The 24642-nt window shown below is 52.7% G+C and carries 19 protein-coding genes and 2 tRNA genes; 12 read left to right on the top strand and 9 right to left on the bottom strand.

Annotation, left to right across the window (positions count from 1 at the left end; all coding sequences use genetic code 11):
* Nucleotides 1-45: 45 nt before the first annotated feature.
* Complete coding sequence (locus TW77_RS17875) at nt 46-4287, top strand: DEAD/DEAH box helicase (RefSeq protein ID WP_046006346.1); 4242 nt, start codon at nt 46-48, stop codon at nt 4285-4287.
* Nucleotides 4288-4321: 34 nt separating this feature from the next.
* Here the strand turns inward: TW77_RS17875 and TW77_RS17870 are convergent, their stop codons facing one another.
* The gene (locus TW77_RS17870) at nt 4322-4807 is read right to left on the bottom strand and encodes a hypothetical protein (RefSeq protein ID WP_046006345.1); all 486 of its coding nucleotides are present in this window, start codon (nt 4805-4807) and stop codon (nt 4322-4324) included.
* Nucleotides 4808-4817: 10 nt separating this feature from the next.
* Nucleotides 4818-6287 (bottom strand): YHYH protein, encoded by a 1470-nt coding sequence (locus TW77_RS17865; protein WP_046006344.1) that lies wholly within the window; start codon nt 6285-6287, stop codon nt 4818-4820.
* A gap of 268 nt (nt 6288-6555) precedes the next feature.
* On the opposite strand from TW77_RS17865, the gene TW77_RS17860 reads away from it, so the two are divergent.
* Together TW77_RS17860 and feoB are read left to right on the top strand one after the other, a co-directional pair.
* Nucleotides 6556-6780, top strand: coding sequence for a FeoA family protein (locus TW77_RS17860; protein ID WP_046006343.1), 225 nt, complete (start codon nt 6556-6558; stop codon nt 6778-6780).
* 19 nt (nt 6781-6799) lie between these two features.
* Nucleotides 6800-8884, top strand: a complete 2085-nt coding sequence (gene feoB, locus TW77_RS17855) for a ferrous iron transport protein B (RefSeq protein ID WP_046006342.1) — start codon at nt 6800-6802, stop codon at nt 8882-8884.
* Between the two features lie 36 nt (nt 8885-8920).
* On the opposite strand, the gene TW77_RS17850 is transcribed toward feoB, so the two are convergent.
* Both TW77_RS17850 and TW77_RS17845 read right to left on the bottom strand, forming a co-directional pair.
* Nucleotides 8921-9217, bottom strand: coding sequence for a hypothetical protein (locus TW77_RS17850; RefSeq protein WP_046006341.1), 297 nt, complete (start codon nt 9215-9217; stop codon nt 8921-8923).
* A gap of 16 nt (nt 9218-9233) precedes the next feature.
* Nucleotides 9234-9605: a hypothetical protein gene (locus tag TW77_RS17845; RefSeq protein WP_046006340.1), complete on the bottom strand. Its 372-nt coding sequence runs from the start codon at nt 9603-9605 to the stop codon at nt 9234-9236.
* 291 nt (nt 9606-9896) lie between these two features.
* Here TW77_RS17845 and TW77_RS17840 point away from each other — a divergent pair, with 291 nt between their 5' ends.
* Nucleotides 9897-10829, top strand: a complete 933-nt coding sequence (locus TW77_RS17840; protein WP_046006339.1) for an acetoacetate decarboxylase family protein — start codon at nt 9897-9899, stop codon at nt 10827-10829.
* 493 nt (nt 10830-11322) lie between these two features.
* Here the strand turns inward: TW77_RS17840 and TW77_RS17830 are convergent, their stop codons facing one another.
* From TW77_RS17830 to TW77_RS17820, 3 genes are read right to left on the bottom strand one after another with little or no spacing between them, the layout of a single operon-like run.
* Entirely contained in the window at nt 11323-12396 is a 1074-nt protein-coding gene (locus tag TW77_RS17830) for a lipocalin-like domain-containing protein (protein ID WP_046006366.1), read from the bottom strand.
* Nucleotides 12397-12406: 10 nt separating this feature from the next.
* Nucleotides 12407-14821 carry an FtsX-like permease family protein gene (locus TW77_RS17825; protein WP_046006337.1) on the bottom strand — a complete coding sequence of 805 codons (2415 nt, stop codon included), beginning with the start codon at nt 14819-14821 and terminating at the stop codon, nt 12407-12409.
* Complete coding sequence (locus TW77_RS17820) at nt 14814-15470, bottom strand: ABC transporter ATP-binding protein (protein ID WP_046006336.1); 657 nt, start codon at nt 15468-15470, stop codon at nt 14814-14816. Before TW77_RS17820 ends, TW77_RS17825 begins: the two co-directional genes overlap by 8 nt.
* Nucleotides 15471-15507: 37 nt before the next feature.
* On the opposite strand from TW77_RS17820, the gene TW77_RS25980 reads away from it, so the two are divergent.
* The 8 genes from TW77_RS25980 to TW77_RS17785 all read left to right on the top strand — a co-directional run bounded on the left by TW77_RS25980 (nt 15508) and on the right by TW77_RS17785 (nt 24162).
* The gene (locus TW77_RS25980) at nt 15508-15639 is read left to right on the top strand and encodes a hypothetical protein (protein WP_275041938.1); all 132 of its coding nucleotides are present in this window, start codon (nt 15508-15510) and stop codon (nt 15637-15639) included.
* A gap of 109 nt (nt 15640-15748) precedes the next feature.
* On the top strand, nt 15749-17017 hold the full coding sequence (locus tag TW77_RS17815; protein ID WP_046006335.1) for an efflux RND transporter periplasmic adaptor subunit: 1269 nt from the start codon (nt 15749-15751) through the stop codon (nt 17015-17017).
* 19 nt (nt 17018-17036) lie between these two features.
* Nucleotides 17037-17732 (top strand): ABC transporter ATP-binding protein, encoded by a 696-nt coding sequence (locus tag TW77_RS17810; protein WP_046006334.1) that lies wholly within the window; start codon nt 17037-17039, stop codon nt 17730-17732.
* 9 nt (nt 17733-17741) lie between these two features.
* Nucleotides 17742-19103 (top strand): ABC transporter permease, encoded by a 1362-nt coding sequence (locus TW77_RS17805; protein ID WP_046006333.1) that lies wholly within the window; start codon nt 17742-17744, stop codon nt 19101-19103.
* Between the two features lie 4 nt (nt 19104-19107).
* Entirely contained in the window at nt 19108-20328 is a 1221-nt protein-coding gene (locus TW77_RS17800) for an ABC transporter permease (RefSeq protein ID WP_046006332.1), read from the top strand.
* Between the two features lie 52 nt (nt 20329-20380).
* A complete protein-coding gene (locus TW77_RS17795) occupies nt 20381-21712 on the top strand; it encodes a sigma-54-dependent transcriptional regulator (RefSeq protein ID WP_046006331.1) in 1332 nt (443 codons plus the stop codon).
* Entirely contained in the window at nt 21709-23043 is a 1335-nt protein-coding gene (locus TW77_RS17790) for a sensor histidine kinase (RefSeq protein WP_046006330.1), read from the top strand. Before TW77_RS17795 ends, TW77_RS17790 begins: the two co-directional genes overlap by 4 nt.
* Nucleotides 23044-23064: 21 nt before the next feature.
* Complete coding sequence (locus tag TW77_RS17785) at nt 23065-24162, top strand: hypothetical protein (RefSeq protein WP_046006329.1); 1098 nt, start codon at nt 23065-23067, stop codon at nt 24160-24162.
* A gap of 25 nt (nt 24163-24187) precedes the next feature.
* Here the strand turns inward: TW77_RS17785 and TW77_RS17780 are convergent.
* Together TW77_RS17780 and TW77_RS17775 are read right to left on the bottom strand one after the other, a co-directional pair.
* Nucleotides 24188-24261: transfer RNA gene (locus TW77_RS17780), tRNA-Cys, on the bottom strand.
* Between the two features lie 30 nt (nt 24262-24291).
* Nucleotides 24292-24367, bottom strand: a tRNA-Gly gene (locus TW77_RS17775).
* Nucleotides 24368-24642 lie beyond the last annotated feature (275 nt).

Below are 24642 nucleotides of genomic sequence, written 5' to 3'. Positions count from 1 at the left end.
GCTCCGCAATTAACAACAACTTGCGGAGCAAGGCCTGACAGGTCTATGAGCATGCACTATACCCCTTTCAGCCAGACACAAATAACGGAACTTCTGACACTTTACGCGCAATTGCCCGCCGAACAGCAAATTATGCTGGAGGTGCTGGCATTGATTGGCAAACCGGTTGCTATTAGCAGGCTCAAACGCTTGCTGAAGTTATTGGTCGACGCACAGGTGCATGAACTGCCTGCTCTCAATCAGGGCATGCTGGCGGAGCAAAGAACGGCGCTGGTCGAAGCCGGATTGCTGATCAGCAACCAAAAGGGTCTCAGGGTAGCACCGCTCATAGAAGTGTCACTGTGTTATAACGCGCTGCGTCAGGATCGCTTTATCAGCACACTCAATTGCGCCGAACAAGTCGTGCCTATCATTAACCTGTATGAATGGGAGCGCGATTTTGCAGACGAACAGCGCTTTATCCGCGACTTGCTGATACTGGGCCAGTACGACAAAGCCACGGCTTTGCTGTCTTTTCACAAGAATCCACAGTATCTGGACCATAATACCAATCAGGTACTGATCAGCACTTTGTTTTTTCCAGCAGACGTCGACCGTCTGGCCGAGCTGCCACCGCAGTTGCTCTATCAGGCGTGTGCCACATTGGTTCATTCATTGCAAAGCGACTGTCAGAACAACTTTGCCGCACTCAAGCTTATCGAGCAACTGTGCGAGCGTCAGCCTGACAATCAACAGCTGCATTGCTTACTGGCCGAGCAATATCTGTACCGTGCACAACTGGACGCGTGTATTTCTGCGCTTGGCAACGACACCAGTTGTTATGCACTTCAGCTGCGTGCCATCGTTGCCATGTGCTCTGGGGATCAGCAAACTGCACTGACTTTGTTTGAACAAGCCATTGTGGCGAAAAACAAAATTGCCCGCCGCAAACAGCAATATCTGGGCGGCCTGCCGGGCCTGTTCCATAAACTGGCAGTGCTGATCCAGGCAAGTCAGGGGCAGCCTCAGCTGTTTAGCACCGTTCGCGAGCTGGTTCGCACCGAATCCGCCGACAGAAAAGCCCCTACCTTTAACTATGCCATTTTGAACTTACTGGAATATCTCGCCGAGTGCCTTAATAACGGCCAGTCATTTAGCGAGCAGTATCAAGATTATGAGGTGCTCAGGAAAGCGCAGCCCTTTAACTTTGCGCTGTTGCAGTTGCTGATTGCCCTTGCAACCCACTGGACGGGTGCCCATGTGCATGCTGCCAGGCTTAGTCGCCTCAGCGAGGCCTGCACCACCTTCACCTCAATGCAGCAACCTTTATTTGCCTGTATGGGCGCAGATCTGCTGGTACTTAATCAGGCGCCGGTCCCGCCCATAGCGCAGCGTTTGGTGCTTAACTTTGCTGCTATGGTGGAGCAAAAAAGCGACTGGGAGCTGGCACTGGAAAAGCTGCAAAACCTGTCGCCCGCTGCCACAGCCCCTGCAGATAAGTCGCCACAAAGCCATCGGCTCATCTGGCAACTTGAACAATCACGATTCGAACTGACCCTGAAACCTCGCGAACAAAAGCTCGGCAAAAATGGCTGGAGTAAAGGCCGCAATGTGGCGCTGAAACGCTTGATCGACGAGCCCGAGCAGTTTGACTATCTGAACGACAAAGACAAAGAGATCATTGCAGCCATTCGGGTGTACGAGAATCACAGCTATTACGGTGGTCGCACCTTTGAACTGGAAGGCGCAAGTGCGCTTAGCGCGGCCGCTGGCGCCCACAACCTCTATCTGGGCGATGATTTTAGTCGAGAAATTGAACTGACAGAATATCCGGCTGAACTGCAGATCCGCGACAACGGTGACGAGCTGCTGATCTCAATACCTAACCTGCCACAGGGCATAGACTATCGCTTGCAGCTGGATGAACACACCCGAGCCGGCGAGTACGCCTTTTACCCGCTGCAGGGGCACCGCTACGGCTTTACCCTGTTCACGCGCCAGCACCTGCAAGTTGCCGAGATCATCGGCGAGAGCGGCCTGGTTGTACCTAAGACCGCCAAGCCCAAGCTGCTCGCAAGTATCACTGCCATCGCCCCGCTGCTGAATATTCAGTCCGACCTTGAAGGCGTCGAGACCGGGCTCACCACAGTGGAAGCTGCTGAAGAGCTGGTGATCAATATCACTCCTTATCAGGGCGGCCTCGAATTTCATTGCGTCAGTATGCCCTTTGGCGATCAGGGCCCAATGTTGCACCCCGGTATTGGCAGCCCCAGCCTGACCACAGAAATTGACGGCAAGCGCGTCGCTACTCGGCGAGATTTGGCGCAGGAGCAAGGCTTGCTCGAATTACTGGACGAGCACTGTCCGGCATTTTTGGCGATGGCAGATAATCGCCTGCAACTGGACGACACAGAAATGGCGCTGGAAGCCCTGGAGCAGCTCGAGCACTGTGTTGGCGCGCCGCCAGCGGGATTTGCGCTGCGGCTGCGCTGGCCGCGAGGGAAAAAATTCCGCCTCAGTAAAGCGCTTGAATCTCAGCATCTGGCGCTGGCAATGACCAAGCAAAATCAGTGGTTTGACGTGACCGGTGAGCTACAGGTCGACGATACTCAGGTGATCGAGCTGAAAAAACTGCTCAGCCTGATGGCCACCAGCAACGGCCGCTTTGTCAGCCTGGATGGCGAGCAAATTCTCGCCCTGTCACAGGACCTGCGTAGTCAGCTCGCAAAACTCAATGAAGTCACGGATCAGGGGCAGTTCCATCCCCTTGCCAGCGGTCTGGTGGCCGAAGCAACAACAGGTATGCGGATGAAAACCCTGCCCGCCTGGGAAGAACAAAGCAAAAAAATGCACCAGGCCAATACGCTGGCGCTCAGTGTCCCCTCCACCTTGCAGGCGCAACTGCGCGATTATCAACTTGCCGGGTTTGACTGGGCCATGCGCCTGGCGCACTGGGGCGCCGGGGCGTGTCTGGCTGATGACATGGGACTGGGTAAAACCCTGCAGGCACTGGCCGTGATCCTGGCGCGTGCCAGTGAAGGGCCAACGCTTATCATCGCACCGACCTCAGTGTGTTTTAACTGGCAACAAGAGGCGAGCAAGTTTGCGCCGGTGCTGAACATGACGCTGTTCAGCGATCACAGTAGCAGCCAGGAGCGCGAACAGCTGCTGGCACAGGCAGGGCCATTCGATTGTGTGGTCATCAGTTATGGCCTGCTTCAACGTCAGGCTGAACTGCTGAAAAGCAAACACTGGCACACCATTGTCGCCGATGAAGCGCAGGCACTGAAAAATCCACTGGCAAAACGCACCGTAGCAGCCTGTGCGCTCAAAGGTGAGTTTAAAATGATCACCACAGGGACGCCCATTGAAAATAACCTCACTGAATTGTGGTCACTGTTTCGCTTTGTTAACCCCGGCCTGCTCGGCAACCTGAAGCGCTTTAATGCCCGCTTTGCTCAGCCAATGGAAAATGCCGAGCAGGATAAACTGGCGGCGCACAAAGCACGTCAAAGCCTTAAACAACTGGTGAAACCCTTTATTTTGCGGCGTCTGAAAAGCCAGGTACTCACCGAGCTACCAGAGAAAACCGAAATTAACCTCACCGTCTCACTCAGTGATGACGAAATGGCCTTTTACGAGGCGCTGCGACAACATGCAATCGATCAGATCACTGAGTCTGCCAGCACCAGCTCGGCGGCAGAGCAGCGCATTAAAATGCTCGCAGAGCTGACTAAGCTGCGCCAGGCCTGTTGTCACCCTAAACTAGTGATGAGTGAAAGCACGCTGCCCAGCAGTAAGCTGGATGCCCTCAGTGAGCTGCTTGACGAATTACGGCAGAATAACCATAAGGCGCTGATCTTCAGCCAATTCGTGGGCCATCTGCAGATCATCAAAACGCTTCTTGAGCAACGCGGAGTGACCTACCAGTATCTGGACGGCAGTACACCAGCCGCGCAACGCCAGGAGCGGGTCAATGCCTTTCAGCGTGGTAATGGCGAGGTGTTTTTGATCAGCCTTAAAGCCGGTGGCTCGGGGCTGAACCTGACCGCCGCAGACTATGTGATCCATATGGACCCTTGGTGGAATCCGGCGGTTGAAGCGCAGGCCTCAGACAGAGCACATCGCATGGGCCAGCAGCGCCCGGTGACCATTTATCGCCTCATCGCCAAAAACACCATAGAAGAAAAAATTGTGGCGCTACACCAGCATAAACGCGATCTGGCTGATCAATTGCTGGCAGGCAACGAGCAGGCCAGTAAGCTGTCGGTGGAGGATATGCTTAACTTGCTCAAAGAGACCTTTTAAACGCTGGCCACTGCAATGTAGCCAGCGGCTTTGATCAATGGTGATGATGGCTGAGCAACGGCTGAGAAGAAAACTGATGCAGTACCAGCTGGGGGTCAGCCAGATCGATAAACACTGATCCCATCACGGTATTGCCCTTCCAGGTCCAGTTCTCATGTTGATGGCTATTTAGCGATACCGCGATCTGGTTAACTCCTGCCTTAAACCAGCTTGCAGGCAGATGTACATATTGACCATAAACGCGCATCTTTTTCTCGCCATTAATGAATAAGTGCGCATGACCTGTCAGACTCTGTTGTACGTTTTCCGCCACTGCGGGCGAGTTAAGCACATAGTTGACGATGTCAATGCTCAGGTTGAGACCATCAGATTCATCCCGTACGACGGTCAGAGCAACCCGGGGCAGCAGGCTTTGCTGCTCAATTTCCAGGCTTTTGTGCTGGTGAATGTCTTTATCAGCGTACGCCGTCATGGTGGTGAAAAACAGGCCAAGTGCAATTAAAGTAGCGAATATTTTCATTATGTTACTCCTATTCACGACCCGGACCGCCGGGTCCTCTGCCACCACAACTGGTTAACGCATTACTTTGTAATTCACCGGCAAATCTATCACCAATGGTGTATGGAAATGTGGGGGTTAGCTTACCGTTATCATTGCGGGCCGTTACATGATAATGATAACCGCGCGCCTCATCATAATGACCATTGTATTGGTCAAGATAATTGCCCCCCTGCGCGCTCAGCGCACTGTTCCAGTAAAAGTCTTCTTTGAAGTAACCATTTTCGGCCACCAGCTCATTGCGCGATAAAGTGCGCACCACAGTATCAAAACCCGGTCCACTGGCAACGTTGCGTGTGCCCTGGCTGACATCATATTGGTCATTAAGCACACAACTACGTGCGCCATCGCTGCATCCTGTCGGTGTATTGGCGCGATAGTCACGGACTTCCCAGCTACTGATAGCTAATTCCCCTTCAGACTCCCACGGGCCGTATATGGCGTAACCATCCGCGGCATATCCATAAACAGGAGAGTGTCCGGCACCTGTGTCACCGACCATGTCGGCCAGGCAGGACGAATAATAGTGGTGGTGATAGTCACCTTGTGCAGCATGACCGCCACACATATCCACGTCATATTGTTCAGCAACCGGTGCCAGCGTTTGCCATACCCTTTCATTGTTGTAGCTATGACCATCGCCCCAGTTATACACTGAGGTACCATTGACCCAAAACCCGACTGTGCCTAAACCCGTTTCACACCTCTCAGTGTTCTGTGTGGGCTGATTTGGAAACGTACCGGTTTTATCCATCACTTCAGGGCAGACCGGTCCGGGCGGCCAATAGCCCTGTCCGGCATCCAGTGCACAGCTGCTGTTACTGTTATAGCCGATATCCTGACCGAACTCGACCACATCACCAATCGCAACTTGCGGCGAGCCGGTGGCAAAATCCGACGCGGCTCTGGGCCGGGAGGATAAACTTGACAGCATCTCCTGATCAACTGTCACCTGATAATCAGGGATACCTGATGCAGTGACCACGGTATAATGTTGCCCGGATTGCTCCTGCGCGCTCACTGTCTGCACATTAACCTGAGCAAGCTGTCCCTCCCCATCCAGCATAACAGCGGCAGTTGCACCATCAGCGTTAAGGATCCAACCAGGTAGCGTATTGTGTTGATCCGGGGTTTCCTCACCGTCGCCCTCGCCCGGTCCCGTCTGAGCATCCCCCTCATTTTTATCTTCATCCTCTGAGTCCGGCGCGGTGTCACCATCACTGCTGTGTGTATCAGAGTCAACATTATCTGAAGCCCCATCAGGGCTCTCATTTTCCTGACTCGTGCTTGTCTCATCTGCAGCGACTGACTGAGCGTTTTGACTGGTGGCCGCTGGCGTCTGTGAACCACCAGAGCCGCATGCGCCAAGCAGCGCTGCAGTCATAATCGCGGTCAGTACATTCAGTGCGCCGGGTTGTTTTATCGTGTGCTTTGAGTCCATTGCCTGTCTCCGTTGCTGTTAGGCCTGTGATCATCAGCCTAACGAGACAATGTGCAAACAGATGGCAAACAATGTGCAAACAATATGAAGCGCCCCACCACACTCTGGTGACATTCCTTTAATATACGTAACTACCTAAAATATATAACTTTATCAATCCTCAAAATAACTCTCCTCTTTTACTTCGCCAGCTTGTTTATGACATTTAAGTTGCGGTACCATAGCGTCCTAATAATAAATAATTCTTATCAAGGTTTGCATTACCTCTATGACACTTGCAGATTTAAAACCCAACGACACAGCAATTATTGCAGGCATTGAACACCCGGATGCAGCCCTGATCAGCCGCGTGATGGCACTGGGCCTGATCCCCGGCGAGGCAATCTCAGTCTTAAATGTCGCCCCGCTGGGCTGCCCAATCCAGACCAAGGTTGGCAACACCTATATCAGTATCCGTAAAACAGATGCGCGTTTTATCCAGCTAAGCCGCTAAATTCAAGGAGTAAGATAACGTGAGAATCGCCCTCGTTGGTAACCCCAACTGTGGTAAAACTACCCTCTTTAACCGTCTTACAGGTGCCAGACAAAAGGTCGGCAACTGGCCCGGCGTTACTGTCGAGCGCAAAAGCGGCGAACTAACATTACAGGGCCAGCAGGTTGAGTTAATTGACTTACCGGGCCTGTACAGCATGGCACAGATTGATCCGGGCCAGGATGAACAAATCGCCATTGACTATATTCGCGCTCAGGATGCCGATCTAATCATCAATGTGGTCGACTGTGCCAACCTTGAACGCAACCTCGTCCTGACCACACAGATGCAGGAAACGGGCACGCCCGTCATTGTGGTTGCCAACATGACCGATGTAGCGCGTCAGCAAGGTAAGGAGCTTAACCTTGAGCTGTTGGCGCAACGCCTTGATACGCCCGTGATCGCTATGGTGGGTTCAACCGGTGAAGGGTTGACGCTACTGACCGACGCGCTGAATAATCACCTGAAAACTGCGCAAGCTACTACACGCAAGCAGCAAGATACGGGGCCGGATCTCAGCAACGAAGACACTATTAAACGCTATCAAAACGTCAAAACGCTGAGCAATGGCGTCAGCATCATGTCGCAGACTCGCTCTGATTTCACCACGTCGCTCGACAAACTGGTGCTTAACCGCTGGCTGGGCGTTCCTATCTTCCTGTTTATGATGTACCTGATGTTTACCATTGCCGTGAACTTCGGGGCCGTTTTTATCGACTTTTTCGACATTCTGGTCGGCGCTATTTTTATTGACGGCACTAAGCTGTTGTTGGCCAATCTGGGGGCGCCCCAGTGGTTAGGTGTATTGCTGGGTGACGGCTTCGGGGCCGGCTTGCAGCTGGTTGCGACCTTTATTCCGGTAATAGCGGTGCTGTATTTTTGTTTGTCTATTCTGGAGGACAGTGGTTACCTGTCACGCGCCGCCTTTGTGATCGACCGTCTAATGTCCTCCATCGGATTGCCGGGCAACGCTTTTGTGCCGTTGATTGTGGGCTTTGGCTGTAACGTCCCGGCGGTGATGAGTGCCCGCACCATGAGCCGCGAGTCGGATCGCCTGCTCACGGTGATCATGGCACCTTTCATGTCCTGTGGTGCCCGCTTAACTGTATACGCTTTGTTTGCTGCCGCCTTTTTCCCAGTCAATGGCGCTAATATCGTCTTTGCCCTGTATGTGTTTGGTATTCTGGTGGCGGTGGGCTCCGGCTATTTGTTCAGAAAGCGCGTCTTTAAGCAGGAGAAAGTCCCTTCTTTTATTGAAATGCCCGCCTATCATTTACCTGTCTGGCGCAACCTGCTGATGACCACCTGGCAGCGTTTGCGTAGCTTTATCACCCGTGCCGGTAAAACCATCGTATTCGTGGTCGCGCTGCTGAGCATGATCAACTCCATTGGTACAGATGGCAGTTTTGGTCATGAAAACAGCGACGCCTCTTTGCTCTCTAAAGCTGCGCAGGTGGTTACACCGGTGTTTGCACCGCTGGGTATTGCAGAGGATAACTGGCCGGCCACCGTGGGGATTGTCACCGGCTTATTTGCCAAAGAGGCCATTGTTGGCACCATGGATGCCCTGTACGTAGGGGCGCAGGAACAGCCCGGTGACTGGTCTCTCAAAGACGCCGCAAGCGAAGCGGTGATGACCCTGTGGGATAATTCCGTTGATTTGCTTAACAACCTCGGTGACCCACTGGGTCTGGGTGCCGTTGAAGAAGGCGCAGATGCGGGCAACGAGTTACTGAGTGCGATGGCGGCGCAGTTTGATGGTCAGCTCGGCGCCTTTGCCTACCTGGTGCTGATCTTACTTTATACGCCGTGTGTGGCGGTACTGGGCGCTATTAAGCGCGAGTCGGGCAGTCAGTGGATGTGGGTGGTGATTGGCTGGACAACCTCGATTGCCTATATTCTGGCGACCCTGGTCTACCAGATAGGACAGCTGAGCACGGCACCGGCCTCGGCTGTAATGTGGATTGCACTGATGCTGGCGGCTTTGTTTGCCTGGTGGCTGCTGCTTGGACATCTGAGCAAAAAGGTCAATCCCGTACCAACTTACAAAATTGAGTTGAGCTAAGTGCACAACAAAACGGGAGCCACTGGCTCCCGTTTTTTATTCAGCTTGTGCTGGTTTTACTTTTACCAGGCCCGTGCGGATGGCCGCGAAGTAAAGGCCTTCTGCAATCAATACTGTTGGCAGCACCACCTTTATCCAGAAGCCTTCTGAGCCATAGAAGTGCCATAAGATAGCACTGATCAGCGCCATTAAGATACCCGCGACAATGCCCGCGCTCACCAAACTCAGCGCGATCGGCGCTTTACAGCTACCGCATTTTAGCTTGAACGGATTCGGTGTATTTAGTACCGACATAAAAGAAATATCGCTGTCACATTTACCACATTTACTCATGCTTTTACTCTCAGTGCTACTGTTCAAAATACTGTTTTGCGTCACTGGCATACAATACCCACATCGCTAACGCCGGGTAGATAAACAAGTCCGCCAGCGGCCACAGGGGCACCTCATCCTCGCTTGCTAATAACAAGTCAGCCCCCTGCACAAAGACACAAATCCATACGGTGTAAAAAAAGAACTTACGTCCGCTGGGCTTTTTCTTTGCAATGTGCCACATCGCCACAAACTGAATAAATACCATGCTTAACCAAAACAACATCAGCACCATGGCATCCAGCGACTGCTCAGATACCAGGTAGCCCAGTACACTGAGCGCCAGTGGCCAGAGCCCGTAACCGACAAAACACACCAAAACGGTGATCAATACTACAAACGGGACCATAATTACCTGCTTAATTTATTGGCTCAGAGCTGAGCCAGGATATCCTGTACGGTCAAAGCGAGTTTTGTATAACCGACCTGATCCATGAATTGGCCGCGCAGTGTACAGCATTGCAAAGATAGAAAGAATAGCTGATTTACATTCGTATACATTTCACCCACCTCTGCTGCGCTGTGCCATTTCATTTACTTTTCACCCGAGCGTGTTAGCCTAGTCCCGCTTTTGCGACCTAACAGTGCGTGTAAGGCAACCTCCATCCAAAGGAAAACCCTAGTCAGAAAAGGATCTAAAATGAAATTGAATACACTTATGCTCAGTGCCATGCTGGTATTGAGCAACACCGGCCATAGCGCCGATCTCAGTGAAACCTATCCGGTCACCAGTACCACTTATCTCTCTGATGGCACCCCAGTTAACATGCCCTTTCATGTTCAGGGTGAAGCCACCAGCGCGGTCGTCGGATTAATTGATGCCAATGTTGCTCAGTTCTTTTTATGGAACTGGCAGTGGGAGCCGGTGCGACTGCATTGTGAGGGCAGTGCGTCAAAAGGGATTGGGGCTCTGTATACACAAAAAATCACGGCCAGCCCGGCCGGTGCTTATAACGAGACAATATCAAGCTTTTATGTAAAACGCCGTGGCAGTGAAGATCCCACTTTGCCCTGCCCGGGAGATATGACCGAGCCCGGTGCCCAGCTGGATTTTACCGCTAAAGTACTGGCGGCACTAGGTGCTGCCAATGCCCAGCAGCAAGCGGCCGGAAAACCCCATAACTATGCGCTTTACAACCAGCACCTGATGCTAGACAACCCCATTGCAATTAAAGCTGGTCGTGAGATCTGGGGCTATCCCAAGCAAGCTGGCGATGTGTCGATCACTATCACAGCGCATCAGCATGCTTTAACCCTGGCCAACCAATATACCGGACAACCGATGCTGGATGTGTCTTACACACGTCAGATTGGGGTCAATCTGCCGCTCCATTCTGTGGGCGACAACGTGCTGCCCGACTACCTGCTCCCGGATTTTGGCAAAGTGCCTCAGTTAAGCGGCGTGTTATCCAGCGACAGTGGCTGGATGATGCCGTTTGTGGGGGAGTTTACCATCCACTCCCGTGCCAGCCTGACGACGTTTTTCCTCGCAGAAAGCGACTTTACCCCTGTCGCGGTGCTGGAATTTCCTGACGTCTCAGGTGTTGCCCTGCCCCTGTACGACCGGGAGTAGACTCTGAGCTGCCAGTGTGAGTCATTACTTACGCGTTATCTTTCGCAACTGGCGTAAATAGGGCTGTGTGAATGAGATGCTGGCACTTGGTACACCTGTGTCCCTTTATCATCACAGCCCTGATAACAGGGTTGTCTGCCAATTCTGTTTGTGATTCCAATCTCCCCCGACCACCGCATGTCGGCTTATCGCATGAAACTGATACGCTTTTAAAAAACAGGTAGCGCAGTGCAACCCACAGCAGTGCTGGCACAACCAGCTGTGTCAAAACAAATCCTACCAGAGCGGGTCCTGACGCTTCGGATAGTAATGAGCCAACGCCCAGGCACAGTAAAAACAGAGTCACCTCAACCAGATAACACACAATTTTATTCATAACAGGCGTAACGTCCTTTTCTATCTAATAAAGGCGCATTTTACCAGAAAATCTGCATTTACAACAAAACCTTATAACTCACCCTATGCAATAAAATCTGCGCTGCACAAGGGTTCCTCAATAGCCAAACAGTTCGCCATAGCCTGTTGCGACAAATCCACCGCGGCTGCGGATCCGACCCTCCCAGTAAGGTACGCTCAGGCTATTAAAAGAGTCGCGCTGCAATACATCAATGATCACGGCTTCTTTGCCGGGTACCTGCAACTGCCAGCTTATCGGGTGCGTTACTCCCCGGGTTTGCGCCCTGTCCAGTACCGTCAGTGTGACCTGCTCATGCGGGTAGGCTGTAACCTGACCCGAAGGAGATATCTCTGAGGCGCTGCAATAGGCATAGGCCTCTTGCCCATCACGTGTACAAAACGCCATCAGTGCGCCCTGCTCAGGATCTTGGCTCTGTAAACTGAACCAGTCCCAGCCGCCATTCTGGTTATCGATCAGGGCAGAAGACCATTCTCTGTCGAGCCAGGCCTGCCCCGTAACTTCATAAGACTTTCCGGCGTATGTAAGCGTGCCCGTAACTTGTAAAAAGGGATAACTGTAGTAAAAAGAAGCATGGCCTTGTTGGGTTTTCTGGCTGTATCCTTGCTCGCCATGCAACACCAGCGGACTGTTTGCCAGTGTAATATCCAGGCCATACCCGGACGTCTGAGTGTGTAATTGCAGCGGCAAGAAGGCATTCCCCCGACTGGCCAGCTGCCAGTCACCCAGCCGGGCAATGAAGGGGCTGGCCTGAATGTCGACCTGCCCGGCTCTGCCATAGCGCTCAAACGCCTGATGTGTCTGGCCATCCTGCAAAGCAAAATGCGCAAAATAAAGCTGTCCGTCCCACCAGGGAGAAGACTGAAAAGTTGAAAAACCCGGGTCAATGATACGAAACAAGGTCCACTGCATACCAAACTTGCTGCCATCGTCCGCCGTCAGATTGCCCGTCACATACCACCATTCAACCCCTTGTTCGGGATGGGCGCCATGGTCACGGGGAAACACCAAAGGCTGACTGGCATCTACCGGCGCTCCCAAGGTTTGTCCCAGCACGGCCATTGCCGCATTGTTGCGCTCGGTTGGTGGCGCAACCGGCTGGCAGCCCGTTAATACCAGTAAAACTAACAAAAGGGAGCTGACTTTTTGCATAATTGGTTCCTCAGAGCTGCGCCACATTATCAGCCACATTACGTTTGACCAGTTTGAGTAACGGAATAGCGCTTACCACCAGCGCCAATACAAGCACCACAGCACAAAATCCCCAGATATCGCCCCAACTGAGAACCATGGCCATGCTCCAGCCAAAGGCGATGGGCATCACATATTCCAGTAACACCCAGCCCAGCAGGATCCCAAGTGGTACGGCCAGCAGTAACGTTAAGCCCAGGATAAGCCCGGCCTGACACAGCTTGAGGAGCAGCAATTGCTTCTGGGTCACCCCCAAAGTTTGTAGTACCGCCATTGGCTGAAGCTGCTGTCGTCCAAGTGTTAAAAAGCTCACCCAGACACCAAATAATGCGATTGCCATAATGCAGATATTCAGCGCATGAGTAACCAGAAAAGTCTGACTAAATAGCTGTTTTGCATAACGTTTAAAGACCTGGTTGTGGACCAACTGGTGCCCCGCCAGTGACCAGCGCTGACTAATCACATCGGCCACCCGCTCTGCATCAGCCCCTTGCTCTAACGTCAACATAAACCCCACCGCGTCATACAAAAAAGCCTGACGCACAATCACAGAGCTGCTGACCACCAGATTAATCCCCGGCTCTCCGTAATCGTAAAAAACACCGCTTATCTGACAGGAAAAAGCGCGCTCCCCTTGTTGTACCTGGATCAAAGTGCCAACAGCCAGATCATAGCGACGCATGCCCGGTTCATTGACCAAACACGAAATGGCCTCAGCGGCACTGCTAAGATGACTGGCATGCAACGGCTGCTTATTCAGTAAGGTCAGATGCTGATGATAGCGAGCATCTTCACCAAAACTCATCAGCGTCACGGGCACAGTCTCATTATCCATTTGGACTTCGCTGTGTGCCGACCAGTAAACTCCCACCTGCGTCACATCTGGTAGATCCAATAATGCCTGACGCATCTGCGCGGTTGGGTTATCCGGCCTGACATACAAGTCGGCATTCAGGCGGGTTTGCAGATGCGCATCCAGTGCGCTGCTAAAGCTGCCCACCATTACCTGCATGCCAATGGCAGCCCCCATTGCCATCAGTATCGCCAGCACCGAGCTCAATAGCGCCGGCAATTGCGTCAGGCTGTCGCCTTTGAGCCAGACAAGCAAAGACGCCTGAGTTGGCCATCGGACCCGAAACACCAGACGCACCAACGGCGGCGTCAGCGCAAAAAACACCAGCAGCACACACGCGCACAGCAGCAAAGCCTGCCACTTGGTCTGCGCCAGTGCCAATAACGTCAAAGCGCCCACACCCGCCAGTACTAAAAGTGCCAGGGTTAACCACTTAGTCAGCCGCTGTGCAATGGTTGTTTGTAACACCATAAATGCGCTCAGAACCGCCAGATTAAGCACAGTGCCGATGAGCACCAGCGCAACGTCAAAACTGACCGTCAGCGACCGGTCCAGCTGATAAAAACTGCTCAGCACCGCGCTGATATCCGCCATCATCAGATTGGCCATCAGCACCCCAAGCAGGTTGCCCAATGTCGCGGCTACCACACTCAGAATCGTGACTTCCAGGCACAGCGCCTTGAGTAGCTGGCCCTGACGGCAGCCAAGCGTGGCCATTTGCTGTTGCAAGGATAACCGGCTCTGATAGGCAAGCTTGATGGCATTCAGACTTAAAAAAGCGCCCACCACATAGCCAAGCAATGCCAGTGCCTGCAAGTTGAAGAAAAAGGCGCCCGACAGCGCATCGAATGTTTGCGCCTCGGCAGACTCAAGCCTGCCCTCGTTGCCAAGCAGTATCTTGAGTTGCTGTAACTGCGCGGCATTCAGCCCCGCCACTTCGAAATAGCTGACTTGCCCCTGTGCCTTGAGCAATCGGTCTGCCAGGCTGATGTCCGCAAGCGCAAAATGACCGGCTCCATCGAGCTGACTTACAGGAACACGCTCACCGTTAAAGTACAACACGGCCTCATCGAGCTGTAACCTGGCCAGGCGCTCGGGTGACACAAACAGCGTGTCGAACAGGGCATGCTCAGTATTTGACTGCTGAGATTGACGCTGAGCAGGCTGGGTGACACCGGCGGTTTGCCATTGCAGTAAATTCACACCTCGCACTGCAATGAGCTTGTTGTCATCACTTCTCACTCGCCCTTCAAGCACCGGCTGAGCCTGCACAAACCCGGCAGCTGAAAGCCGTTGCCACAGAGAAAGCGATAAGCCCGACTCCCCCAGAGGCGGTCGAATAAAATGACTCACGGGCTGGGCTAACAGCGCGGTGCTGGTTTGATAGCGCTGCGAGGCCTCCTGATTTAACCCCAGCGTTGCACTGAGCAAGGCACTGCCCAGGCTCAAACCAATCAGAAAAAGTACCAAAAGGCCGGCATGACGACGATAAAACTGGCTATAGGTCAGCAAGATAAGACGCAATTCACTCATGTATGCGCCCGTCACGTAACTCCACCTGTCGTGGCAACTGCGCGGCAAGGGCGCGGCTGTGTGTCACCATGATCAAATTGACCTGCTGCTCTTTACATAACGCCATCAGCAGCTCTAACACTTCCTGGCTGCGCTCGCTGTCGAGGTTACCGGTAGGCTCATCGGCCAGCAGTATGCGGGGCTGATTAAGCAGCGCCCGGGCAATCCCAACGCGTTGTTGCTCCCCACCACTGAGCTGCGTTGGAAAGGCATCGAGCTTATCGCCCAGCCCCAGCCGTTTTGCCATCAATGCAATGTCTTCACGACTCACAGCGCGGCCATTCAGCCTTGCCTGAAACGCCATATTGTCGGCAACACTTAGCGGGCTGAGGAGCTGATAATGTTGAAAGATCATGCCAATGGTGCGGCGGTACAAAGCCAGCTGTGTGGCGTTGTAGGTATGGATAAATTGCTCGTTGATGCAAATGGTGCCAGCGTCCGGGCTCAGCAAGCCCGCCAGTATATTCAGCAAAGTCGTTTTGCCCGAGCCACTTTCACCGGTTAACGCAACCTGCTGCGCCCCTGACACTGACCAGCTCAGGTTGTCCAGCACATGTCTGTACCCAGCCCCGTCTCGGCGCCTTAAGGTTATCTTGTCTAACTGGATCATCGTATCTCCTTTACCACTTACTTAACAGCAACTTAGTATGATCACTATGGTACAGGATCAGGTCGGCAAAGCCAGTGTATTGTGGCTCGGCTATGCACTGAGCTACAACACGGTGTCCGGACACCCGTCTACTGTCCGCGTACTGTCCGCTGTCCGTCCGCTGCGCTGATACTCCACTATCAAAAAGAGAAATAACTCTATAATTTCAGTGCATTACGCTTTGGCACTGTTTTTGTAATAAGAACAAGTAATCGAAAAAACAAGGAGCCGTACCCGGCATGATCCGAGATACCAAACAACAAGACAAAGCGATTAAACCAACGCGCAGGCTACCGCGCTGGTGGGTAAGTGCGGTAGCAGCCTTTGGACTGATAGGGGCCACCACAGCCTCATACAGCAGCTTTGATCAGTTACTTAGCGCCGATCAGGTAGTGTCACTGCAATCACTGCGCACCGCCACGGTCGTGCGCGGTGATATGGTCCAGGACCTGCGCGTAGAAGGCCGCACCATGGCCGCAAACAGCCCTTCTTTGTATGCCATCGCAGCAGGCACAGTCACTTTGTTTGTCAAAGCGGGTGATGAGATTGCAGCGGGCCAGGCGCTATTGAGCATCGACAGCCCTGAGCTGCGCAATCAGTTACTCCAGGAAGAAGCGACCCTGGCACGCCTGGAGATGGAAGTCAGTCGCCAAAAAATCGCCATAAAACAACAGCAGCTGGATAACACCCAACAAATGGAGCTGGCCAAAGTCGAACTGGAAGCCGCACAAAGTGAGATGGCCCGCGCCCGTAGCAGCATAGAAAAACAGATCATCTCAAAAGAAGAACTGGAACAGACCCAGGTCGCCCTGAAGCGCGCCGAACTGAATGAACGTCATGCCATTGCCAGCCTGCAACTGGCACAGGAGCGCCTGAGCTTTGAGCTGAAAAGCAGCGAACTGAACCTGACCCGCCAGCGTCATCTCACCGAGGAGTTGCGCCGTCAGGTTGAGGCACTGACCCTGCACTCCCCTTTATCCGGCATTGTCGGCACCCTGAACGTTCAGCAAAAACAACATGTGCAACGCAATACCCCGCTGATGTCGCTGGTTAATCTCAATGAGCTGGAAGTCGAAGCCTATATTCCTGAAAACCTCGCTGATGAGCTGGGGATAGGCCTGCAAGCCAATGTGCAAATTAACAATGAACAATACGGAGCAACTTTAGTGGCGATTTCCCCCGAAGTTGAGCAGGGCCAGGTTCGCGGTCGTATTCGCTTTACCGAGCAGCCGGGAAATTTGCGCCAGAACCAGCGGGTCAACGCCCAGATCATCCTGGCGCACAAGCAAAACGTACTTAAAGTCGAGCGTGGTGCCTTTGTCGAAACCGGCGCATCAAGCACCGCCTATAAAATTGAACAAAACTCCGCATACAGGACCCCGGTTTCACTGGGTGTCAAAAGTGTCCGGGAAGTAGAAATTACCCAGGGGCTGCAAGCTGGTGATACAATCATCATCTCAAGCCTGACAGCTTTTGGACAATCACAGCACGTGATCCTCAGCGAATAATAATAAAAGGAATCATCCCATGTTACGCATGAAAAATATCAGTAAAATCTACCGCACCGAATTAGTCGAAACCCACGCGCTGTCAGACGTTAACTTCACGGTTGAAGAAGGCGAGTTTATTGCCGTCACAGGCCCGTCGGGCTCAGGTAAAACCACCTTTTTGAACATCACCGGGTTACTGGAAAACTTCGAACAGGGTACCTATGAGCTGGACGGAGAAGACGTCAGCACCCTGGGTGACAAGCAGCTCTCGCGCCTGCGAAATGAAAAAATTGGCTTTATCTTCCAGGGATTTAACCTGATCGGCGACCTCAATCTTTATGACAACATTGAAGTGCCGCTGATTTTCCGCGGTCTGTCGGCCAAGGCACGTAAGCAACGCATTGAGGAAAGCCTGGAATTGGTGGGGCTTGGCGGTCGCGCCAGTCACTTTCCGGCACAACTGAGTGGTGGTCAGCAACAGCGCGTTGCCATTGCCCGCGCGCTTGCCGGTAAACCGCGCTTTTTGCTTGCCGATGAGCCCACCGGAAACCTGGATACGCTGATGGCCAGACAGGTGATGGAACTGCTCGAAGAGATCAACCGCCAGGGCACCACCTTGCTGATGGTCACACATGATCATGAACTGGCGCAGCGAGCGCATCGCAACATTCAAATTCTCGACGGACAACTGCGAGATATCAACAAGAATGAACTGGTCGAACTGATCTCTTAGGTGGCCGCAATGAAGGATTTAATGCAACTGGCCTGGCGCGGCCTGAAACAGAAGCGCAAATTGACCTTACTGATGGTACTTAACCTGGCCATTGGCATCACCCTGTTGCTAACTATGGGCACCATAGTCACACGCAGCGGCCATTCTCCCATCGACCAAAGAGCCGATCGGGTGTATCACGTCAGCCTGAATTTTATGGACCCGGAGTTTGACCGGCGCTCTGAGTTTCGCTCGCCTCCGCTGACCTATCGCGATGCAGGCGCCTTGGCTGAGGCATTCAGCGCAAACGACACTACCCGCATTTCGTTCAATTACACCACCTCGTTTGTGCTCGACCTGCCTGATAACAGTGTCAGGCCGGTTACCGCCGAGGCCTCTGCCGCTGATCCTCAGTATTTTGACCTGCTCCAGGTGCCATTTATTTATGGTGCGCCCTGGCGCGAGGACATGCAGGATGCCGCGGTAATTGTATTAGATAAAAAAGCCAATGACTTGTTATTTGGCGGAGCAAACTCCATCGGCAAACAGGTGGTGATCAACAACCGTCAGCTGGAGGTCGTCGGTGTGATGGACATGTCTGCTTACCTGCGCCGTTTTCAGAATATGCGCTTTCAGGCCCGCGCCAACGATATGGCCGTCGTCCCGCTTGGATATGCTCACGCCAACAATCTGCCACGAACCGGCTATATGCCATGCCGCACTAAGGAAGAAGCCGCAAGAACCCGTTATCGTCGGGAAGATGTGCAGGGACTCAAAAGTGCCGAGTGCGGTTATCTGCATGCCTGGGCGGTGCTTGACCCAATGCAGCACGACAACAGCCATGCAGAGCTGATCCTGTGGATGCGCAACTATACGCAGCAGCAGGCGTCTCAGGGCCGCTTTGGCCACTCAGAGTCTTACTATCTGACGCAGCTGGCCAGTCTCAACGACAGAATGAGCGACAACCTTTATTGGGAGCAGATTTATCTTAAGTTTGCCTACCTGCTGTTTGCCATTTGCCTGATCAACACCATCGGCATTTTACTGGCTAAAAACCAGAGCCGGGCCAAACTGGTCTCCCTGTATCGGGCGCTGGGCGCAAACAAACTGTATATTCTCAAGGTGCAACTGCTGGAGCTGAGTATGCTCAGTGGCGCTGCAATTGCGCTGGGTTTATTGCTGGCACAATTTGGCTTGGTTGCTATGTTTCACCTTGCCCTGTATCAGGCCGATTATCTGGCCGACGCCGAGCAGGTGCGCCGTATGTATAGCATGGACACGCTGTTTGCGCTGCAAGCTGCCGTAGGGATCTTTGTGGCGATATTTGCCGCCGGACTTTACCCCATTATCAAAGCTAGTCGTATCGCCCCCGCAGCACAGTTAAGAGGATAGTCGCATGTCACTCAAACACATACTCAAAATCATTGTAAAGCACCGCAATATCTCTGTGATGCTCCTGATCCAGATAGCCATTGCTGTGACCATAGTCGGCAATGCCAGTTTTATCAGCTACGGGACGCTTAAGAACTGGTTGATCCCCTCGCACCTGGACGAAGTCGAGATACTCAACGTCTACACTAAGGTGTTCGACAGTCAGGCCGATAAATCGGCCTTGATCCAGCGCGATTTAACCAATCTCAGCGCGCTGGGTGAGGTGACTCAGGTGACGTATGCCAGTAACGAGCTGGTGCTTGCCACCGTCGCCGGCAGCAACCTGGTGTACAAAACCATCGACCAGGAAGAAGCGGGCTTTGAAAACGCCCAGTTTGACGTAACCTCACAGGGCGTTGCAACCCTGGGCTTAACCATTACGCAGGGGCGCAACTTCTACCCCAATGAGTTTGTTTTTGCCGAGGCCTCGCAAAATCGCTATGCCAGTGTCGTCTTGATCAGTGAAACTCTCGCGAAGAGCCTGTTTGGTGAGCAAAGTGCGCTGGGACAAACCGTCTACCTGCAACGCGCTCGCCGCCCCTATCAGGTGGTTGGGGTGTATGCCGATAAAATGCTGGGTGAAGGAGCCGTTTATGAGCAACAATGGTATCACTCAACCATTGTCCCTCAGGCCCATTTTGGCAGTAACAACGTCAACTATTTAATCAGGGTTAAACCAGGCACCAACGAAGGCGTTCTTAAAGACGTTGAAGATGTGCTGTATCAACAACACGGGCGCATCGTGGAGCGGGTGGAGTTTGCCGCCCGCGCGAAAAAGCGCTTATGGGATGGCCGCAGCACGTTTGCGTTCATTATGATAGGGATCAGTGTTATCGCCATTACCGTCACCGGGTTTGGTATTATAGGTCTGGTTTCTTTCTCAGTCTCGATTCGTCAAAGGGACATCGGCATTCTGCGTGCCCTGGGTGCCAGCCAGCATACCGTACTTAAAACCCTGTTGCTGGAAAATGCTTTGCTCGCTTTTGTGGGTATTGTGCTTGGCAGCTTCACCGCGCTGTGGCTTAATAACTATTTTGTGACCCATTTACGGGCACAAGGCCTGGTTGAGCCCTGGCTGGCCGTACTGGTTGCCCTGGCAGTATGGCTGCTCAGTGCCGCTGCGGTCTATATTCCTGTGCGTAAAGCCGCTAAGATAGCCCCGGCAAGGGTGACCAAAGCCAATTAATATAAGGGCTGACAAGCCCTTTCATCTTAACAACAATAACGATAAAAACGCGATGCAACATAAAATTCTCGTCATTGATGACAACACTGATGTCATTAAAGCGCTCAAAATTCTTTTTTTAATTAATGATATCGACTGCGAAGGCGCCGACTCACCCGAGCAGGGTTTGGCAATGCTGCAAGCACAGGATTACGATTTAGTGATCCAGGATATGAACTTTACCAGTGACACCACCTCAGGCGAAGAAGGTAAAGCCCTCTATCACCAGATCCGTGCCCTCAATCCGGACTTGCCAATTATTCTGCTGACCGCCTGGGCCCAATTGGAGATGGCAGTGGAGCTTATCAAACATGGTGCCGCAGACTATATCGCCAAGCCCTGGCAGGATGACAAGTTACTGAGCTCGGTCAATAATTTGCTGGAAATGTACCAGCTACAACAATCCCAGACGCGCAGCAAGAAGCAGTTTAAGCTCAGACGAGACAAGTTGTGCTCTGAATATGACCTCAGCGGCCTTACCTTTGCCGATCAAGCCATGCTGCCTTTGCTGGAAACCGCAACACAGGTGGCCTGCTCCGACGCTCAGGTGTTGATCACCGGTCCCAACGGCGCGGGTAAAGAAAAAATCGCCGAGCTGCTGGTTGCCAACAGTGCCTATCGGGATAAACCCTTTATTCGCGTTAATGCCGGTGCGCTGCCTGCCGAGCTGATTGAAGCAGAACTGTTTGGCGTGGTCAGCGGGGCCTATACGGGCGCAACGAAAAGCCGCGAGGGACGTTTTGCCGCTGCAGATGGGGGGACGCTGTTTCTCGATGAAATAGGCAATCTGCCGCTGACGGGCCAGCAAAAGCTATTGAGGGTACTGCAAACCGGAGAATTCGAAGCTGTTGGCAGCAGCAAGACACAAAAAGTCAAAGTCAGGGTGATAAGCGCCACCAACGCGAACCTCAATGAGGCCATCGCCCGCGGCACCTTCCGCCAGGACTTGTACTACCGCCTCAACATGATTGAGCTGCGCCTGCCCCCTTTGGCTGAGCGACCCGACGACATTATTCCGCTCGCGCACCATTTTCTGACCTCGGGCAAGCTGCTGAGTGACGGTGCCCAGCGATTACTCAAACGCTACGCCTGGCCGGGCAACGTCCGCGAGCTGCAAAATGTGATTGGCCGCGCCGAGCTGCTTGCTTGCGGTGAACAAATAGAAGCGACGGATCTTGGCCTTAGCACCGCAGCCTCTGCTATGGTGAATCATGAATTTAGCATTGAGGACATTACTCAGGCGCTCGATAAACACCAGGGCAATGTGACGCATGCAGCAAAAAGCCTGGGGTTAAGTCGCCAGGCCATGTATCGCCGTATGGACAAGTTTGGAATCAAACGATGACGCCCTCTGCGCGCTGGTCTTTTTCGGGTCGGGTCCTGTTCAGCTCAGCGTTTGTGCTGACATCTGCGCTGATTGCACTGGCCATTGCATTGCAACAGGGCATTCCTGCCGTCCTGGCCTGTGCTGTGACTTTACTGACGTCGTTGCTGAGCCTGTTTATGCTACTTGGCCGTCAGATAAGGCGTCGTCAACAGATCCTGGCGACGCTGGAAGATGGGATCAAAAGCATTAAGGATGGCGATCTGTCACTGCGTATCTCACCGTCTTCGGATCCAGATTTAGCCCGCCTGATAGCGCTGTACAACCAGCTCAGCGCAAACCTGAAGCAACAAAAGCAAAAGCTGAATCAAAAAGAGCTGGTACTGGACAGCATAGTTCAGGCCTCGCCCATGGCGACCCTGCTGCTCGATAAACACCGTCATATTGTTTATCACAATGCCGCCGCACGTCAGCTTCTGAACAAACAGCCAGGCGCCCTGACTGGCAGCTCGCTGGATATGGCCTGCGATACCTTGCCTGAAGCGCTGGCGCAGGCGCTGAATAACGGCTACAGCGGGATGTTAAGTTTCGAACAGCAGGAGCAAAAACATACGTTTTACCTTGGGGTTGAGTCGGTAACACTGAACTATCAGCCACACAGCTTGGTGATCTGCAAAAACGTCTCGGCGGAGCAAAACCGTGAAGAAATAATGCTGTGGAAAAATGCCATTCGCCTGATCAGCCACGAGCTGAATAATTCGCTGGCCCCTATTCAGTCCCTTACGGGCTCAGCGCAGACTATGCTGAACCAGCAAAAGCACCTTGACCTGCTGCCCGATATGCTGGATACCATTTCACAACGCGCCCAAAATCTGAGCGAGTTTATTCAGCGCTATGCCGAATATGCACGCTTGCCCGCGCCATGTTGCGCTGCACACCCGGTTGCGCCCCTGCTAGAACGCCTGCAGGTACTCTACCCTTTCACCCTGCTCGGCTCTGCGCCGACGTGCAGCGGCCACTTCGATGTCGCTCAGATTGAACAGGTGCTGCTCAATTTGCTCAAGAACGCCCATGAATCGGGCAGTGACAAGGCGGATATCGCCGTGCAGGTGGCTCAGGAGCAAACCCGGTTGCGGTTTGCGGTGGTCGACCGGGGCTCAGGGATCCAGTCTGGAAATTTACATCAGGCACTGCAACCCTTTTACTCCACCAAATCGCACGGCACCGGTTTGGGTCTGAGCCTGTGCCATGACATCATCACAGCACATCAGGGCCAGTTAAGGCTTCGCAACCGAGAAAAGGGTGGCCTGATGGTAGAATTCGACTTACCCTTAAAAGAGAATACAAAATAACCCTATTCACAAGGATCGACTGTGCACTCATCTGTATTGTTCGCTCTGCTGGTGGGCACCGTCATGCTCACTGGCTGTAAAACCCTTTCACAGCAGCCACGAGAGCGTCAGCCCACGCATTTACCATGCTGGGTTCAGTCGCCCAAACAAGCCGGGCAGCTGGGCTTTATTGGCACGGCAGCGCCATTCAGTGCGATTCCCAATGGTTCTGAGCTGGCAAGCCGAACCCGGGCACTGAAAAAACTGGCGGCCTATCATGCTATTGAGTTACAGCGCAGCGATCTGCAAGGTGTGACACCAGATGAGTCCACTCAGGTATTATCTTCCGGTCATACCATCTATTACTCAGCGCCCTTTAATACCCAGGATACCCAATACAGCTATGTCAGCTTTACGCCACCTGATGAAAGCGCCAGCTGTCGTGTAAGCCTGTGTGACTTTTCACTCTGTCAGCCTGCCTGGCTATGTGAAAACGAACAGCGCAACCAAGTGCTGGGAGTGAGTTACTACACCGCTTCGCCCCATCAACAGATCTCAATCAGTGAGCGCAATGCCAAAGCAGTGGCGAGCTTTTTGCTGCAGGCACGGGTGAACGCCACGGAATATCTGCAAGAGCGCGCAATCAATCGCGACGGCACTGTGCAGCACGAGGTAAGCTTTAACCGCAATGGTGAAGTAAAGGCACAAGGTATGCCTGCACGCCTGGCACTACACCAAAGCTGTCAGTATGGTTCAACGCTCATTGGTCTGTATAAGCCTGATGTGCTTGAGGCTGTGAGTACACCGACAACAAGCGCCATGGCCAACATAAAACGCAGTGAACACCTGGTGTTAGGCGCGTTTGGTGAAGATGGCACTATGACCTCAGATAACCTGCTCAGCACCGCCATCAAGCTTGCTATTCAGGATGCCCTGACAGAGATTGCCAAAAACAAAGGGATCACCATAGATGCTCAGGTAGAGGTAAAGCATCAGCAGGGGCAATACCTGCTCACCAGCAGCGAGTTTACCATTAATGAAAGTGTCAGCGGTGAGTTAGTAGACCTGAGAATTCAATATAAAAACGATATACCGGTAATTTACGTGTGGTTATTGGAAACAACTGGAAAAAGAATTTAAAAAATGAGGTAGATAAGGAAGGAAATGGAGGCGGAACCCGGAGTCGAACCGAGGTAGACGGATTTGCAATCCGCTGCATGGCCACTCTGCCATTCCGCCGCATTGTGTGATACTTAGTGTATCAGAGATTGGAGCGAGTAACGAGGTTCGAACTCGTGACCTCAACCTTGGCAAGGTTGCGCTCTACCAGCTGAGCTATACTCGCGTTCCATATTGCTTTTTAACTTAGTGTCAAAATTCAAGAAACAAGATTGCGTCTTTTCATTCATCCAGCTGAGCTATACTCGCGTTCCATATTGCTTTTTAACTTAGTGTCAAAATTCAAGAAACAAGATTGCGTCTTTTCATTCATCCAGCTGAGCTATACTCGCGTTCCATATGCTTTTATTTATAAAAAGCATTTTATCGATGCTACGATAACTTAATCTTACTGTCATATCAAGCGATTAAGCTGTCTGTAACAATGGTGCCCGGGGCCGG

This window comes from Pseudoalteromonas rubra, assembly GCF_000967655.1.
Taxonomy (GTDB): domain Bacteria; phylum Pseudomonadota; class Gammaproteobacteria; order Enterobacterales; family Alteromonadaceae; genus Pseudoalteromonas; species Pseudoalteromonas rubra_A.
The sequence above is the reverse complement of the archived record's forward strand: the minus strand, read 5'-3'. Positions and strand labels throughout refer to the sequence as shown.

Bases quoted from the DNA above. Each gene is read 5' to 3' on its own strand.
- TW77_RS17875 (WP_046006346.1), top strand. From the start codon at position 46: ATGAGCATGCACTATACCCCTTTCAGCCAGACACAAATAACGGAACTT.
- TW77_RS17870 (WP_046006345.1), bottom strand. From the start codon at position 4,807: ATGAAAATATTCGCTACTTTAATTGCACTTGGCCTGTTTTTCACCACC.
- TW77_RS17865 (WP_046006344.1), bottom strand. From the start codon at position 6,287: ATGGACTCAAAGCACACGATAAAACAACCCGGCGCACTGAATGTACTG.
- TW77_RS17860 (WP_046006343.1), top strand. From the start codon at position 6,556: ATGACACTTGCAGATTTAAAACCCAACGACACAGCAATTATTGCAGGC.
- TW77_RS17850 (WP_046006341.1), bottom strand. From the start codon at position 9,217: ATGAGTAAATGTGGTAAATGTGACAGCGATATTTCTTTTATGTCGGTA.
- TW77_RS17845 (WP_046006340.1), bottom strand. From the start codon at position 9,605: ATGGTCCCGTTTGTAGTATTGATCACCGTTTTGGTGTGTTTTGTCGGT.
- TW77_RS17840 (WP_046006339.1), top strand. From the start codon at position 9,897: ATGAAATTGAATACACTTATGCTCAGTGCCATGCTGGTATTGAGCAAC.
- TW77_RS17830 (WP_046006366.1), bottom strand. From the start codon at position 12,396: ATGCAAAAAGTCAGCTCCCTTTTGTTAGTTTTACTGGTATTAACGGGC.
- TW77_RS17825 (WP_046006337.1), bottom strand. From the start codon at position 14,821: ATGAGTGAATTGCGTCTTATCTTGCTGACCTATAGCCAGTTTTATCGT.
- TW77_RS17820 (WP_046006336.1), bottom strand. From the start codon at position 15,470: ATGATCCAGTTAGACAAGATAACCTTAAGGCGCCGAGACGGGGCTGGG.
- TW77_RS25980 (WP_275041938.1), top strand. From the start codon at position 15,508: ATGATCACTATGGTACAGGATCAGGTCGGCAAAGCCAGTGTATTGTGG.
- TW77_RS17815 (WP_046006335.1), top strand. From the start codon at position 15,749: ATGATCCGAGATACCAAACAACAAGACAAAGCGATTAAACCAACGCGC.
- TW77_RS17810 (WP_046006334.1), top strand. From the start codon at position 17,037: ATGTTACGCATGAAAAATATCAGTAAAATCTACCGCACCGAATTAGTC.
- TW77_RS17805 (WP_046006333.1), top strand. From the start codon at position 17,742: ATGAAGGATTTAATGCAACTGGCCTGGCGCGGCCTGAAACAGAAGCGC.
- TW77_RS17800 (WP_046006332.1), top strand. From the start codon at position 19,108: ATGTCACTCAAACACATACTCAAAATCATTGTAAAGCACCGCAATATC.
- TW77_RS17795 (WP_046006331.1), top strand. From the start codon at position 20,381: ATGCAACATAAAATTCTCGTCATTGATGACAACACTGATGTCATTAAA.
- TW77_RS17790 (WP_046006330.1), top strand. From the start codon at position 21,709: ATGACGCCCTCTGCGCGCTGGTCTTTTTCGGGTCGGGTCCTGTTCAGC.